This window comes from Pedobacter ginsengisoli (assembly GCF_002736205.1).
Classification (GTDB): domain Bacteria; phylum Bacteroidota; class Bacteroidia; order Sphingobacteriales; family Sphingobacteriaceae; genus Pedobacter; species Pedobacter ginsengisoli_A.
Map to the genome: position 1 here is coordinate 842,930 of NZ_CP024091.1, position 15,007 is coordinate 857,936.

The 15,007-nt window shown below is 38.8% G+C and carries 21 protein-coding genes and 1 pseudogene; 20 read left to right on the forward strand and 2 right to left on the reverse strand.

Annotated features, from left to right (window positions below; genetic code table 11):
* Positions 1 to 708: 708 nt before the first annotated feature.
* Positions 709 to 1,029, reverse strand: coding sequence for a hypothetical protein (locus CPT03_RS03535; RefSeq protein WP_099437551.1), 321 nt, complete (start codon positions 1,027 to 1,029; stop codon positions 709 to 711).
* A 408-nt stretch (positions 1,030 to 1,437) separates the two neighbouring features.
* Here CPT03_RS03535 and CPT03_RS03540 point away from each other — a divergent pair, with 408 nt between their 5' ends.
* The 19 genes and pseudogenes from CPT03_RS03540 (at position 1,438) to CPT03_RS03615 (ending at position 12,725) form a co-directional block, all read left to right on the forward strand.
* The gene (locus tag CPT03_RS03540; protein WP_099437552.1) at positions 1,438 to 2,052 is read left to right on the forward strand and encodes an SAM-dependent methyltransferase; all 615 of its coding nucleotides are present in this window, start codon (positions 1,438 to 1,440) and stop codon (positions 2,050 to 2,052) included.
* Positions 2,033 to 2,323, forward strand: coding sequence for a hypothetical protein (locus CPT03_RS22740; RefSeq protein ID WP_157766340.1), 291 nt, complete (start codon positions 2,033 to 2,035; stop codon positions 2,321 to 2,323). Before CPT03_RS03540 ends, CPT03_RS22740 begins: the two co-directional genes overlap by 20 nt.
* 31 nt (positions 2,324 to 2,354) lie before the next feature.
* Positions 2,355 to 3,062, forward strand: a complete 708-nt coding sequence (locus CPT03_RS03545) for a Crp/Fnr family transcriptional regulator (RefSeq protein ID WP_099437553.1) — start codon at positions 2,355 to 2,357, stop codon at positions 3,060 to 3,062.
* A gap of 53 nt (positions 3,063 to 3,115) precedes the next feature.
* Positions 3,116 to 3,835: a YoaK family protein gene (locus CPT03_RS03550; RefSeq protein WP_099437554.1), complete on the forward strand. Its 720-nt coding sequence runs from the start codon at positions 3,116 to 3,118 to the stop codon at positions 3,833 to 3,835.
* Positions 3,836 to 4,134: 299 nt separating this feature from the next.
* A complete protein-coding gene (locus CPT03_RS03555) occupies positions 4,135 to 4,578 on the forward strand; it encodes an RrF2 family transcriptional regulator (protein ID WP_245869961.1) in 444 nt (147 codons plus the stop codon).
* A gap of 53 nt (positions 4,579 to 4,631) precedes the next feature.
* Positions 4,632 to 5,843: an NO-inducible flavohemoprotein gene (gene hmpA / locus CPT03_RS03560; protein WP_099437556.1), complete on the forward strand. Its 1,212-nt coding sequence runs from the start codon at positions 4,632 to 4,634 to the stop codon at positions 5,841 to 5,843.
* Between the two features lie 73 nt (positions 5,844 to 5,916).
* A complete protein-coding gene (locus CPT03_RS03565) occupies positions 5,917 to 8,037 on the forward strand; it encodes a cbb3-type cytochrome c oxidase subunit I (RefSeq protein ID WP_099437557.1) in 2,121 nt (706 codons plus the stop codon).
* 11 nt (positions 8,038 to 8,048) lie between these two features.
* A pseudogene (locus CPT03_RS23335) lies at positions 8,049 to 8,510 on the forward strand (cbb3-type cytochrome c oxidase subunit II); the annotation flags it as partial.
* Between the two features lie 231 nt (positions 8,511 to 8,741).
* A complete protein-coding gene (locus CPT03_RS23340; RefSeq protein WP_410522627.1) occupies positions 8,742 to 9,068 on the forward strand; it encodes a c-type cytochrome in 327 nt (108 codons plus the stop codon).
* Positions 9,069 to 9,077: 9 nt separating this feature from the next.
* Entirely contained in the window at positions 9,078 to 9,266 is a 189-nt protein-coding gene (locus CPT03_RS03575; RefSeq protein WP_099437559.1) for a hypothetical protein, read from the forward strand.
* 12 nt (positions 9,267 to 9,278) lie between these two features.
* Complete coding sequence (locus CPT03_RS03580) at positions 9,279 to 9,539, forward strand: hypothetical protein (RefSeq protein WP_216641598.1); 261 nt, start codon at positions 9,279 to 9,281, stop codon at positions 9,537 to 9,539.
* 1 nt (position 9,540) lies between these two features.
* Complete coding sequence (locus CPT03_RS03585; protein ID WP_099437561.1) at positions 9,541 to 9,954, forward strand: cytochrome C; 414 nt, start codon at positions 9,541 to 9,543, stop codon at positions 9,952 to 9,954.
* The gene (locus tag CPT03_RS03590; protein WP_099437562.1) at positions 9,951 to 10,337 is read left to right on the forward strand and encodes a group III truncated hemoglobin; all 387 of its coding nucleotides are present in this window, start codon (positions 9,951 to 9,953) and stop codon (positions 10,335 to 10,337) included. The genes CPT03_RS03585 and CPT03_RS03590 overlap by 4 nt, the downstream gene beginning before the upstream one ends.
* A 6-nt stretch (positions 10,338 to 10,343) precedes the next feature.
* Entirely contained in the window at positions 10,344 to 10,742 is a 399-nt protein-coding gene (locus CPT03_RS03595; protein ID WP_245869962.1) for a group III truncated hemoglobin, read from the forward strand.
* Positions 10,717 to 11,184 carry a hypothetical protein gene (locus CPT03_RS22745; protein WP_157766341.1) on the forward strand — a complete coding sequence of 156 codons (468 nt, stop codon included), beginning with the start codon at positions 10,717 to 10,719 and terminating at the stop codon, positions 11,182 to 11,184. The genes CPT03_RS03595 and CPT03_RS22745 overlap by 26 nt, the downstream gene beginning before the upstream one ends.
* Positions 11,181 to 11,657 carry a hemerythrin domain-containing protein gene (locus CPT03_RS03600; RefSeq protein ID WP_157766342.1) on the forward strand — a complete coding sequence of 159 codons (477 nt, stop codon included), beginning with the start codon at positions 11,181 to 11,183 and terminating at the stop codon, positions 11,655 to 11,657. The genes CPT03_RS22745 and CPT03_RS03600 overlap by 4 nt, the downstream gene beginning before the upstream one ends.
* Positions 11,641 to 11,976, forward strand: a complete 336-nt coding sequence (locus CPT03_RS03605) for a 2Fe-2S iron-sulfur cluster-binding protein (protein WP_099437565.1) — start codon at positions 11,641 to 11,643, stop codon at positions 11,974 to 11,976. The genes CPT03_RS03600 and CPT03_RS03605 overlap by 17 nt, the downstream gene beginning before the upstream one ends.
* Positions 11,977 to 11,986: 10 nt before the next feature.
* Entirely contained in the window at positions 11,987 to 12,466 is a 480-nt protein-coding gene (locus CPT03_RS03610; protein WP_216641599.1) for a uracil-DNA glycosylase family protein, read from the forward strand.
* A complete protein-coding gene (locus tag CPT03_RS03615; RefSeq protein WP_099437566.1) occupies positions 12,408 to 12,725 on the forward strand; it encodes a hypothetical protein in 318 nt (105 codons plus the stop codon). The genes CPT03_RS03610 and CPT03_RS03615 overlap by 59 nt, the downstream gene beginning before the upstream one ends.
* A 20-nt stretch (positions 12,726 to 12,745) precedes the next feature.
* On the opposite strand, the gene CPT03_RS03620 is transcribed toward CPT03_RS03615, so the two are convergent.
* Entirely contained in the window at positions 12,746 to 13,528 is a 783-nt protein-coding gene (locus CPT03_RS03620; protein WP_099440994.1) for a helix-turn-helix domain-containing protein, read from the reverse strand.
* Positions 13,529 to 13,668: 140 nt separating this feature from the next.
* Here CPT03_RS03620 and CPT03_RS03625 point away from each other — a divergent pair, with 140 nt between their 5' ends.
* Positions 13,669 to 15,006, forward strand: a complete 1,338-nt coding sequence (locus CPT03_RS03625) for a TolC family protein (protein ID WP_099437567.1) — start codon at positions 13,669 to 13,671, stop codon at positions 15,004 to 15,006.
* The last annotated feature ends 1 nt before the right edge of the window (position 15,007 follow it).

Consider the following 15,007-nt stretch of genomic DNA (forward strand, 5'->3'; position numbering starts at 1 on the left):
TAATGTACATTCTGATGTACTCAACGGCTAGTAGCCTGGAAAATAATCCTCTCATTTTTTGTTATAAACTTCCATTATGATCTACAAAATAACCTCTAGGTGTTGCGAGGGACTCACGGCTACCCTGTTCACGATTTTCACTACAAGTTAATCCATGTGTTGTGGTTAAAATCCCATGTGGGAAAATGGATCTTTACCGATTTCCCACATGGGATGACGATTTTCATGATAGATGCAAGTTCCGTAATCAGCGTTTAGAGAATGTAAAACGGGTACTTCTCATGTCTTCAATATACTGTTTCATGTCTGCAACGACCTTCAAATCTTGCAGAAATTGGTGTGTTCGAAATATATCAGAGAGCACTTGGTTGGAGTTAGTCTTAAATTTAGAGCTAACTCTATTTTTTAGCACACTAATTTGTTTTTAGTACTGTAGATATGTTGGAAGCCTAACTTGGCGCGGTATTAGAATGTAATCGCTTTATGCGTTTGGTGTGTCTGTCAGACTGATCTCTCATTTTTTGTTATAAACTTCCATTATGATCGACAAAATAACTTCTAGGTGTTGCAAGGGACTCCCGGCTACCCCGCCAAGTGGGATTCCACAAATTTTATCAGAGGGTTGCTCCAAAAAGAGTAGCCCTTTTTCTTTTAGTATCATAAGTTAGATTCGAATTCTGGATTGATCCAGGGTGTTCTAAATGACCCCTATTTGAACGTGAGACCCTGTTTGAACACCTGTTTAATAATAGCATGTTGCTGTCCGATTGTAGAATCCTCAAAAATCGGAGGTAAATTCAACATATAGGGTAAAACAAGCAATTCCTGATGTAAATATCCTTCCATGGTTTCCAGGAAATTAAACCCATCTTTCAATTGCGCTTTTTCAGCCGCAAATTTTTTCATTCCTTTCTTATATGTCGTATCATTGATCACCCCATCGAAAAGTTTATTTTCAATTTTTGTTTCAATAGCCGCAAGTTTTGTCGCTAAAATTTTATGCCTTTGATCCCTTACAGGATAAAACACGTGAAACCGATCCCCCTACGCCAATTTTGAATTGTCTCCGATTAGTCTTGATGATCAATATATTAGGTGCTTTTTTGAAATTGGTGGAGCAGGGTCAATCATTTTGGTTTTTCCAACAGGTCACTCCAACAGAATTTAAAGATCAATAACCCATTAACTGGTTAACCAGTCATTAATTTAATGTCTTGGGGTACAATTTTTTTTGTGTATCCATTGACCTTTTGGATATAGCCTTTCAGGTCTTACTGTATAATGGTGATGAAAGCAAAGGTGTTAAGCTACTTTGTTCGGGGGGATGTGTACTTGGTTCTGCTTCAAAAAATGATAAATATCATTTTTTTCAATGATATTTTGTGATAGAATTAAGTGAATCTATCAACTAAATTCGTGGCTACAAACTTTTAAACAATGGATACAGTGCGCCTTTCCATCACATCTTACCTTGACGACGAACACTATGACAGTCAGCTCTCCCCAAGAATGAGAAGGCTTTCCCAGCTACATTGGAGCCCGCTGGAAGTAATCAGGGCTGCTGCCGGTTTTTTATGTGACAAACCGGGCAGTAAGGTCATCGATATTGGCAGCGGTATCGGGAAATTTTGTATTACTGCTGCACAGCATTATCCTGACTGCGATTTCTATGGTATTGAGCAGCGTAAAGATCTTCATGGAATTGCATTGTTATCCAGGCAGAATAGCTCGGTAGTATCCAATACGCATTTCATACATGGCGATTTCACTGAGCTCGACTACAACAATTATGATGGAATTTACTTTTTCAATTCCTTTGCCGAAAACCTCTGTACCTTTGGCCGGATTGATAACTCCGTGCAGTATTCTCCAAGCTTATATAACTATTACGCCAACTACTTTTACAAGATCCTGGAGAATAAGGAAAATGGGACGCGGCTGGTCACTTATCACGGAAATGATGGGGATCTTCCCTCAAGCTATCAGTTAATTGACTCCAGCTTTAACAATTACCTTAAAATGTACATCAAGAGTGACCCATCCCATTCCTAAGAAAATAACAATTGATGAGCTGGTAGATTCTCTGGTTTACCAGATTGCAGGCCTGCAAAACTATGAACAGGTGGAAGCTTTGATACTGGATATTTCCAGAATAGCGACAGTCAGGGTCTTGCCGGTATCCCAATGTTTTAGCAAACTCGAAATTGCCATTGAGGGGCTTTCTCCAATTGATTTAAACAGTACCCAATGGAGCTGTTTTCGCTATGCGCTGATATGCCTGCGTGAAAAAGCGAGTATTTTAAGAAAATACAGACGGCATTAAAAACGTCTTTATTTATGCTAACTTTGCATTCATGAGCTTAGATGGTCTGTTCCCAATAGAGAAATGGTTGTTCTCGACCCGCTCTGTCCTCAATATGCTCAATGAGCGGGATTATGCTTTTTTAATCGGGAGACAGGATATTCAGGAATACAGGAAAGGGGAAACGGTATTCAAGGAAGGAATGGTTCCTTCAGGAATATATTATATCCATTCCGGTAAAGTAAAAAAATATAAAAAGGGAGCTACTGAAAAGGAGCAGATCATTTATGTTGCCAATAGGGGGGAACTGATCGGATACCATGCGGTGTTATCTGAAGAACGGTATCAGGACTCAGCAGCTGTCCTTGAAGATAGTTCGATCAGCTTTATCCCGAAAGAAGATTTTCTTGAAGTTCTTCAGCGCTCTCCTCAATTTGCAATCAGTCTGTTAAAGGCCCTGAGTCACGAATTTACAGTATTCGCCAATAACATTTCCGCATTTTCGGATGCTTCAGCAGTGGAAAGACTTGCAATTGCCCTTATTGTATTCAGAGAAAAATCAAAGGCAGGCCTCTCTCAGGGAGTGCCTATTGTAATCAATATTTCAAGAAGTGATCTCGCTGGAATCGCCGGAATAGCTAAGGAAAATGTAATCAGGCTTTTGAAAGAATTTAAATCTGAGGGCATCATCAGCACGCAAGGCAGAAAAATATGGATACAGGATATTGAGAAACTCGTAAAACGCTCCAATAGAAATTAAGGTTTCCTTGATGCTGATGATAGTGATAAAACCTACTGAATACACAAGAACCGATGCTTAGACATACAGGACAAAAAAGAAGCTTTAGTCACAACCTCAGGCTGGCTATCCTTCTAGGGCTCAATGCAGGGTTTATTAACGGTGCAGGCTTTATGGCCTTCCGTATATTAACAACAAATGTAACAGGACATGCTGCATTATTTGCCGTAAATCTGGCTGAAACACATTTCAGAGAAGCTGGTATCGTTGCACTTTGGTTATTGTTATTTTTAACCGGGGCATTTGTTTCGGGAATCTGCATCGAAATAGTGGGCAGAGAAAAACCATCAGCCTATGTCCTTCCAATAGGTGTCATCCTATTGATACTAACCATTGTCATCATTTACGGCCATGGCTATAATGGCTCCCTGCACCAGACGGAATACTTAGCAGGTAGTTTACTGTTTGCCATGGGAATGCAGAATGCACTGGTCTCGGTAATCTCAGGTTCTGTGGTCAGAACCACCCATCTTACGGGGATGTTTACTGATTTGGGGACAGATCTCTCTACAGTGGTGATCCGGCGAGAGCAATCAACTGTAAGATTAAAACGGCTTATCTTACTCAGGATAGTCGTCATTTCTACCTTTCTCTTTGGCGGAGTAATGGGCACATTTTTATTCCTTCGGGTTCAGTTTAATGCTTTTCTATTTCCTGTACTACTTTTAGTGATGGTGTTACTTTATGACTATTTCCGTTTTCAACTCCTGCGTTTGATGCGCCGTTATAAATAGGGAAAATAGCATCATTCTTTTTCCTGGACACGATCACCCTATTTTTCCTTTATCTCTATATTTACCAGATTTGCTTACACGACAAGTAAATTCAGGTTGGGACATTCTTTTAAATTCTTTTTTAGGTTCGCCAAATGGTATACGAATATTGTTGTTTTTTTAAAAGCAATTCTATTCTAAGGTAGTTAATTATGTGAATGCCTTTTGTACAAGATGCTAACACTTCCTGTGCTGATCAATACTTTTTAAATAAAAGATGAAAATGTCTTTTATTTTTAATAAATATATGTAGTTTTGTAATGCTTATGGGAGTCTTTTCAAAAACATGTGAATATGCTATACGCTCGGTTTTTTTTATCGCGCACCGTACGACTTTGGGCAATAGGGTTGGGATAAAAGAAATTGCTAATGGCATTGATTCTCCTGAACATTTTCTGGCCAAAATCCTACAGGATCTGAGTAGAAGAGGTATAGTGCAATCGGCTAAAGGTCCTAATGGTGGTTTTTACATAGATGAACGTGGACTTAAACGACCTTTATCAGAGGTAGTGGAAGCAGTTGATGGAAAGAGTATTTTTACCGGATGTGGTTTAGGTCTTGCTTATTGTTCTGAAACAAGCCCTTGCCCATTGCACAATGAATTTAAAGCCATTCGTAACCAATTGAAAGATTTATTGGAGCAAACAACCATTGCTGATTTTAGTGAAAGTCTGAATCTGGGTATTACTAAACTGAAGAAATAAGAAATAAAAAAAATTACTATAATAAAAGATAAAAAGGTATTAATATATTTATTATGAACATCAAACAAGAACAATTGATTAGCGCTACAGTACCGGTACTGAGAGAGAATGGAGTATTATTAACCACACACTTCTACAACAGAATGTTTACACACAATCCTGAACTTAAAAACATGTTTAATATGGGTAATCAGGAGAGTGGGAAACAACAAACGGCTTTAGCTATGGCTGTGCTGGCTTATGCGGAGAACATTGCAAATCCAGGCGTATTAATGCCTGTTGTAGACAGGATTGGGCATAAACATGTGAGTTTAGATATCAGACCTGAGCATTATCAAATTGTTGGACGCCACTTAATTGCTTCGATACAGGAGGTTTTAGGAGCGGCCGCAACCCCAGATATTTTAGAGGCCTGGACAGTAGCTTATCAACAGCTGGCAACACTGATGTCAGGACATGAAACAAAATTATATGAACAAAAAGCAACACAGAAGGATGGCTGGACAGGTTGGAGACCGTTTTTTGTTGGAAAAAAAACAGTAGAGTCGGCAGAAATAACCTCTTTTTACCTTTATCCGGCTGATGGAGGAAAGGTAATGCCTCATATACCTGGTCAATACATCAGTATCCGTGTGTTTTTGCCAGAATTGAGTTTGTATCAATCACGTCAATACAGTGTTTCAAGTACGCCAACTCATGATTATTACCGCATCTCGGTAAAAATGGAAAAAGGACTTCAGCTGGATACCGATGGAAAGATCAGTAATTACCTCCATAATTTTATTCAGGAAGGGAATAAAGTTGACCTTACTGCTCCGGCTGGTAACTTCACATTAACCGAGGATTTAGACGCTCCTGTAGTATTGATTAGCGGAGGTGTAGGTTTAACACCTATGATGAGTATGTTGCAGAATTTAGTTGAAAAAGAATATAGCCATTCTATTACCTGGTTGCATGGATGCAGAAGCCGTAAGGTTCATGCTTTTAAAGCAGAGTTAGACGAAATTACAAAGGTAAATGAGCAGGTAAGCCAATATATTTTTTATGATCTTTTAACGGCAGTGGATGAACAGGAAGGCGTATTGGAAGGATTTCTGGATATCAATAAAATAGCTTCCCTACCTCAGTTTCCTGGAACAAGATACTATGTGTGCGGGCCCTCAGCATTTATTCAAAAGCAATTCAAGGACCTTGTTGCCAAAGGAATTGAAAAGGAGTCAATTCTATTCGAAGAATTCGGACCAGCCCTGCTTCAATTGAATTAATTTGTTAGCTAAAAAGTATCGATTACCATCAATGATTTCTCTTTTTAGATAAAATGATAAAAAATAACACATTATGATTAAGGCGTGCCTCTTGATAAATGTCGGCTTAGTGTTGGCCTCTACACGCGTAAGTTTTACTTCAGTATTGCTGTGTGTCTCCTTTTTTGTTCTATTGATCACTTTGGTGGCTGCAGTTTTTATCTACAACCGGATTAATGCGACAAGTGAACTCTATAAAAAGAGAAACTCAGCGGAGAAAGCGTCTTTGCTACAACAACATCTATATACATTTAATAGTAGTCAGATTGAAGCCTTTCAGAAATATTTGAGAAGAAAACTGAAAGCTTCAGTTAAAATGACCAACTCAGGATTATTAAGTCTTTGTATGATTATTTTTTTAATGTTTTGTAGTAAACCTGGATTTTCTCAAAGCACAAAAGCTACTGGTTCTTTTTGGGCTGATGGAGGGGTGATCATTACCGTGATTTTGATATTAATACCAATACTGGCTGGAATATGGCTGATGATGGTTAAAGTGAATAACATATTCCGCCAGTATCAGGATAAACAGCGTTTACAGGAAGCCTCTGAATTGGCCAGATGGATTGATGAGGCAGACTCCCAGGACTTGCAAGAGCTACTGAGTAAACGCAAAAAGGCGCTCGATTATACTTTAAAGCATAATGAATTATCTGGAGAAATAGCTGCTGAAGATGATAAAGGGTTGCTGCATCAAATACAAAGTGATCCGGGATTACCTGTTGTATCTCTGAAGAAAAGAGCCTTAAAAAGGCCCGGTGTTGACCCCCGGTTGTCAAAACTCATCTTATGGTATCTGGGTGCCGCTACATGCTGGCTTTTGTTCGGAACTACTGTTGGAGAATACCTGGGGATAAAATTTGTTGCGCCGGATGCAGATCAGTTAAGTTGGTTGAGTTTCGGCCGCTTGCGCCCGGTACACACCAATGCCGTATTCTGGGGCTGGGCATCTTTGGGTATGATCGGACTCGGCTTGTATGTGGTTCCAAGGGTTGGCAATGCGCCACTTGCGAGTCTCAAACTAGGCTGGTATAGCTTTTGGCTTATTAATACAGCAGTAATTATCGGGAGTTTATGTCTTATGGCCGGAATTAACAATGGAGGGGGCGAATACAGAGAGTACACCTGGCCGGTAATGCTCTTTTTTGGTTTGGGTGTCATTTTTACCTTAATCAACTTTATGCAGACTGTTGCCAGAAGGACTACTAAAGAAATTTATATTTCCAACTGGTACATCATTGCAGCTGTCATTTTTGTCATCGTCATTGCTTTTGTAGCTTATGTCCCCTTCTGGCAGGATGGATTGGGCGAGACCATTATACAAGGCTATTATATGCACCAGGGTGTAGGGATGTGGTTTATGCTCTTTACCCTGGGCATTGTTTATTATTTCCTGCCTCAGCAATTAAACAAACCCATTTATTCTTACAGCCTCGGTATTCTCGCGTTTTGGACGCAGATCTTGTTTTACACGGTGATTGGGACACATCACTTTGTATTTAGTTCTATCCCTTGGTCATTACAGACAGTAGCCATTTTAGGAAGTATGGGCATGGTTATCCCAGTGGCGGCTGGTACAACCAATTTTATCATGACCTTTAAGGGAGCATGGCACAAGGTGCCTTCGAGCTATACGCTTCCTTTTTTTATCGTTGGGATTATCTTTTACTTTACCGGTTCCTTACAGGGTACTGCAGAAGCTTTTCGTTCCACAAACCTGATTTGGCATTTCACTGACTTTACTGTAGCCCATTCGCACTTAACCATGTATGGGATCATCTGTTTCTTCCTTTGGGCAGGTATTTACGCGCTTGTTCCAAGGTTAACTGGAAAAGAAGCACCCCAGATTACCGTTGGTGCACATTTTTGGCTGGCTTTAATCGGTTTGATGTTTTATACCATTCCATTGATGTACGGAAGCACATTGAAAGGATTAATGTGGATGGATGGTAAACCATTTATAGACAGTGTGGTGTTTATGGCTCCGTATTGGTTATGGCGGGCCATAGGCGGAAGCCTGATGTGGTTGTCACATTTGTTCTTTGCCTATAATTTCTACAAAATGCTAAAAGGAAGTAATCAAACCATTGATGTTGCAGAAGCGGCTATAAAAAAGTTGAATCAATCGGATGCCTCAACAGAAAAAAAGTTTTAAAACTAATTGATATGGATTTTTTTAACAATCACAGACAACTTTTTATAGGCGCATTTTTGTTATTCGTAGTGCTTACGCTGTTTGTATGCATCATTCCGGCTTTAAATAATGAGCAAAATAATGCCCCTTTACCTAATTCAATTCCTTTGGATGAACAGGCAATTTTAGGTAAGGCAGTATTTGTTGCGAACGGCTGTGTCGCTTGTCATACCCAGCAGGTACGCAATGTAGATATGGATAAGGTCTGGGGATCACGTCCCAGTATTGCAGCGGATTATGCAGATAACCATAGAACGGATTTCTGGCGCAATACCGCTACCCTGATGGGTACAGAAAGAACAGGACCTGATTTAACCAATATCGGGAAACGTCAGCCCAGCGCAGACTGGCACCTGGTTCATTTGTACAACCCCCGTATTGTCGTAAAGGAATCTATAATGCCTGCCTATCCTTTTTTATTTAAGATCAAAAATAAGCTGGAAAAAGGCGATGTGGCGGTAAATATTCCTGAAGAATTTAGAAATGGGCGCAAGGGGAAAGTCATTGCTAGTGCCGAAGTATTGCAGCTGGTCGCTTATTTAAAGGCATTAAAACAAACAAAATTGCCCGATGGCACACCTGAACCTGATTTTCTATATAAGAAAGTTGGAGAACTTGGCTCAGGCTCAACACAAATGGAGACATCTAAAGAACTTAATGGAGCCATGTTGTACACCAATAATTGTCAGAGTTGTCATCAGGCCAATGGAGAGGGGTTAAAAGGGGCTTTCCCTGCATTGAAAGGGAGTAAAGTTGTACTTGACGAGAATGCAGAACTGATGGTGAACATCATAATGAATGGTTATAGTGCAAGGGAAAGTGAAGGTTTTGGTTCAATGCCAGCAGTTGGAACCAATAACAGGTTGAAGCCTGAGGAGATTGCTGCGATTATGAATCATGAAAAAACGAGTTGGGGGAATTCAGCTAAAAAGGTGACAACCGAACAGGTGAAAAAATTAATGGATGTGGTAAAAGTTAAAGCTGCCAAATGATGAAAAGTTATGAAACTTGATGAGGTGTTCTGTTTTGAAGGAGAAACAGATCCGGGGGATGAAATGGCCGTTTTTGCAATATCCTCCAAAGCGCTTTCGGTAGCAGGCTTATTGGTAAATGCTTATGATGTATATGCAGATGAGCAGGCAAGGAAAATTGTTCAGCATTTAAAAAGTGTCTATAAAGTATTGTTGTGAAGCATGGATCTCATGAAAAAAATATTTTTAACGAGCATTATTTTGTTTTTGTCGGCAACAGCTATGGCTTGTCCAGCCTGTGAGCAGCAGCAACCTAAACTATTGAAGGTAATAACCCATGGGGCAGGGCCGGATAGTAACTGGGATTATGTGATTGTCAGTATTACGGCCATCATCGTTTTGTTTTGTCTTTTTTTCTCTGTTAAATGGCTGCTAAGACCAGGAGAAAAATCTGCAACACACATCAAATTTTCAATCTTAAATCTGGACTAATATGGAAGAGAAAAGCAAAGTGTTCATATTTATTGACCACGAGCTTAAGCCGATAGCGGAGTTAATTTCTCCGGTCAACTTTGAACTGGATACCTCAAAATTGGTTGACGGTAAACATGTCCTTAGAATTGTAAGTAAGGATCCAACAGGCAAGGAAGGAATCAGGCTGATTCCTTTTGAAGTGAGGAATGGGCCAGCCATTGCGATAGAAGGAATCCAGGAAAATGCGGTTGTTGATGGCATTGTACCCATCATGATCAATGCCTATGGCAAAGGCAATCAAAAAAACTTTTTAATTGTTGGAAGTGAAACGCCACAAAGTATTCCATTTTGGATATTTATTTTATTAATTCTTTTTGTGGGGTGGGCCATTTATTACCTGGTTACTTCTTCATCTGTAAAATTATTTATATGAAAACGGACATTAATAATTTTGAAGATATCGTATGGCTTGTAGATTCATTTTACAGCAAGGTACAGTCAGATGACCTGATAGGGCCCGTGTTTGATGCGGTAATTGATGATTGGGAACCCCATCTGGAAAAGATGTATAAATTCTGGAATGCAGCGCTCTTTGGCATTGCTGGTTTTAAGGGCAATCCGTTTGCCAGGCATGAACCATTATCACTTGGTAAAGCACATTTTGACCGTTGGTTGGTTCTATTCCATAAAACTATTGACGAAAAGTATGCCGGAGCAATGGCTGCTTTAGCTAAAAAGAAAGCTGAACTGATGGCTGAGATGTTCTTGAACAGGATACAAAATATGAAAGGTGGAACAGATACGGTAATTGTATAATCAGATATGATGGAAGAAAAACGAAAAGATATAGAGAACGAAACTGATGTGGAATTGCTGGTAAATAGGTTTTATACCAAAGTCAGAAACGATGCCCTTTTAGATGCTGTTTTTGCACCGGTTATTAAGGGGAATTGGGATACCCACCTGAAACTTATGGTGGATTTTTGGTCGACATTATTGTTGTATACCAGAAAGTATAATGCAGACCCATTATCTAAACATCTGCCACTTGAACTCTCTATAGCTCATTTTGACAGGTGGATTCACTTATTTAATGAAACAGTTGATGAGTCGTTTGTAGGTGAAATTGCTGAAAATGCAAAAAAGAGAGCCTTAAGTATCGCAAGAATCATGAAAGCAGTTAAAGGAATTTCAGATGTTGAAGTCGATAACCAGAGTTGATAAGGTAAGATGCCTAACGGCCATTTTTTGGCTTGGCTTTGTCATGTCAATTAGTTTTATGGAGGCGCCCTTAAAATTTTCAATCCTGAGTCTGACTGAAGGTTTGTCTTTAGGCAGGTTGGTGTTTAGTACCCTAAATCTATGTGAATGGGGTTTTATGGCGCTAATAGGGATTACGCTATTGTTGGGGCCAATATCGAGGTTTATAGGATTGATGGTAATTATAGTCTGTGTGCTATTGTTATTACAAACATTATGGTTTTTACCCCGACTGGATATGAGGGCTGTAATGATTATTAAGAAAGGGGATGAATTAGCACCCAGCGCGTTGCATTGGGGATATGTAGCGGTAGAAGTGATTAAAATGCTTTCTTTATTTATAATTGGATGGTTTGGTTTGACCGTGCAACCTGGCATTGGATACAACAGGAGATATTTATGAAAAATCAACCTATAAAACGCAGTGAAGATATGAAGCTGCTGTCCAGAGACCACCATTTTGGTTTACTGTTTTCCTGGAAGATAAAACAGGGAATGGCAAAAAAGGTAGCTACCATTAGGATGAAGAGTTACCTTAATTTTTTCTGGCATCAGCATTTGAAAGATCATTTTCTGGATGAGGAAGTTTTGTTATTTAATCGGTTCGACCCGGAACAACTATGTGTACAGGCAAAAAAGGATCATCAACAGATCATTAACTTCATAGATGCTGTGAATTCCGCTGACCATGGAGACTATATGGTATACGAAAGACTGATCACTTTTCTTAATGACCATATCCGCTTTGAAGAAAGAATAGTTTTTCCATATTTGGAAAACGTGTTATCTGAGTCGACCTTAAATGGTATTGGATATTTTCTGGAAAAACAACATCATGAATTCATAGACAATTATCCGGATGAATTTTGGAAATAGTCATGGTTTAAACAACATTAGCTTAACTGTTATTTGGGATGGAATAAGTTATGAGCTACAAACCTTTCCCAATGAATACCGTAGTTTAATGATGCTGATTTTTGACCGGATAGGCCCTGAGGAATTTGGGGTATGTCTGGGGATGGGAAAATGCGGTACTTGTCTGGTCGAAGTTATTCAAGGTCATACTTTAACTGATTTCGATAGAAATGAAAATACGACACTTGCTAAACACGGTGTCAATAACCTTAACATACGCATGGCGTGTCAGTTATTGATAGATGAACAGTGTAATGGAATGATTGTTAAAATAGTCTAAAAAACACCTCATGGACAAACTTTTAAGAGATATCAGAAATTGTAAAGTATGTGAACGTTATCTTGAATTAGGAGCTAATCCAATAATTTCGGCAAGTTCGAAAAGCAAAATTGTGATCATTGGCCAAGCGCTGGGTCGAATTGTCCATCAGACAGGTATTCCCTGGAACGATAAAAGTGGAGATAATTTAAGAAGCTGGTTAGGTGTGGATAAGGCAACCTTTTATAATGAAGATATTTTTGCCTTAATGCCCATGGAATTTTGCTTCTCCGTAAAGGGGAAATCGGGTGATCTCCCACCAAGAAATGATCTGGCAGGCAAAAAACAAATGGCTTCAACAAGAAGTACTGACGATTTTAAAGAACCACATTACTATGGTCCTATAGAAATTGGTGACAATTTTTATAGGAAAATGTATAAATATCAAAATCATGATTATAAAAGAAGTTTTAGCACAGTTAGCAGAGTCGCAAACGGGACCGATAATTAAAGTATTAGAAAGGGGAGATCAGTTTAAAGTGATCGTACTTGCTTTTAAAAAGGAAATGGTATTAAGAGCCCATCAAACACCTTTAAAGACTAAATTAGTCGTTATTGAAGGGAAAGTAAGCTATAAGGAAGCGGGACGTTTAGTTGTGCTTGATCAGTTTGATGATTTGGAAATACCAAAGAAGGTTCTTCATAGTGTAGAAGCAATAGCGGATAGCATTTGTCTGTTAATTCAATCTCAGGAGGCCGATAAATCGTAAATGTAATGGGCTGATGATTTCTAATAAGATTTAAAGTCAGATGGGCGAACTCTGGTAAATTGATAAAAGGAATTGCTGAAAGCTGAAAGACTTTGGTAGCCAATAGCGTAAGCAATTTCGCTCAGCGATTTATCAGTTTGCAGGATCATTTCTAAGCTTTTTACAATTCTTAAAAGCTTCAGATACTGAAGAAAGGAGATGCCTAAAGTAGTCTGGAAAAGCCTTGATAAGGAGCGCGCGCTAAGCCCGAATTTATTGCCAATGCTCAGCATCGTATGTGTGTCTGCTATATTGGCATCCATATATTTCAAAATCATCTGCATGCGCTCGTTCTCTGTAAAGGGTAGGGCTATGGGCAATGCTCTGGTGCTGTTTGCAGGTAAAATGTTCTTAATGGTTTCCAGGAACTGGTATCTTGGATCACCTACATTTACCGGGCCTTCCCATTTTTCGGTGTACTTAAGCATTTGAAGTAAAAGATCATTAATGGGATAAATTCCTACTCTTGTGTAAAAAGGATCCTTATCATCATCAAAGGCATAAAAGAACAAAGACCTAAGTACTGTTGCCGAATTTCCGACTCTTAATATGTGTTCCATTCCCTGAGGAATCCAGAAATAATGTCTGGCCGGGATCACCAGTATCTGGTTTTTAATATGAACATAAGCGAGCCCGCCTTCTACATAAGAAAGTTGTCCTTTGGTATGTTTATGCATAGGAATATGCTTTTCAGATCTTTCGTGCATGACATAAACTGCACTTGAAGATTTATCGATTTCGGGTAAAGAGGCTATTAAACTCATTGGGGGCTTTAGGATTAGCAGACTAAATCTATGTACTTTAATTACAAGAACTATAAATTTGGCTGGAATCATCAAATATATGGCTTATTACATAAAATTTAATTATCAGGCTGAACCTACTTTTGCATCAAAATTATCAGATGCGATTTTATACCAATACAGCAATTATTTGTGTGCTAATGGGTTTAAAAACCACTTTTTTGTGTGCCCAAAAACAAATTGAAACAAGAACAGCAGTACCATTATCCTTATCAGAAGTGTGGCAAAAGGCCGATGCCTTTAGTAAAGCGATTCAAATTAAAAAAACAGGTCTCGAGGCCAGTCATCATAAGGTAAAAGACGCCTATGCTGAGCGATTACCAGAATTGTCAGTAGGAGGAAACATTGAGAAAGCAACCAATATCCCTATCTATGAAAACGGTCTTTTTCATAAACCAACGCAACATGAAGTTATCCATACACTCTATAAAATTAATGCCGAAGGATATTTTAATATTTACAACGGAGGTAAAACAAATATAAATATCAACAAAGAGGAGGTATTACACGAAATCGCTACCGAACAACAGAATCTGACCATTTCAGAGGTAAGGCTCATGTGCGCTGCCTATTATCTGGAACTTAAAAAGAGTCTGATGTTTAAAGAGTTGATAATGAAGGATATAGATGAGCAGGAGATACAATTAAAAGAGATTATAGCATTTCAAAAACATGGAGTAGTCTTAAAAAGTGACGTGTTAAGAGCGGAATTAAAACTGTCCAGACAAAAGCTATCGCTTGTTCAGATTGAAAACGACATCCTGCTTTCTAATCAAAAATTAAATATCCTGATTGGTGAGCCTGACGATAATAAGGTAAGTCCCACTGAAGCCATTGCACCTGATCAGATTGTACTAAAACCTTATCAGGAATATCTTTTAGAGTCTATGGACAAATCCTATCCTTATCGGATTTCAGAAAAGGAAACCTCGTTGCGTAAAATAGAGCTTAAAAATGTGAAAGCCAATGTTACGCCCAAAATTGGTTTATATGGCGATTTCTATTTTGCAAACCCTCAGATTTTTCTTTACCCCTATAATCCCCATTTATACTCCCTGGGTATATTTGGACTAAAAGCATCATTTCCTATATCCTCGTTTTACCATAATAAGCATAAAACAAAGGCGGCGGAGCTGGAACTGCATCAACAGGAAATAGCACATTCGGATAGTGAAGATCAGTTGAGAAAAGAAGTAAATGAGGCTTATTTACGATTCAAAGAGAGCATAGTGAGGATAGCGGTAGCAAAAGCAAATATTAGTCAGGCAATGGAAAACTATAGGATCATAAAGAATACCTATTTCAACCAAACTTCATTAATTACCGATTTATTGGATGCAGATGTACAGCTCCTGGAAACCAAATTTGAACTCGCAACCGCTCAAATCACGGCACAATACCAATATTTTAAACTTCAAAATGTAATAGGAATACTTTAAG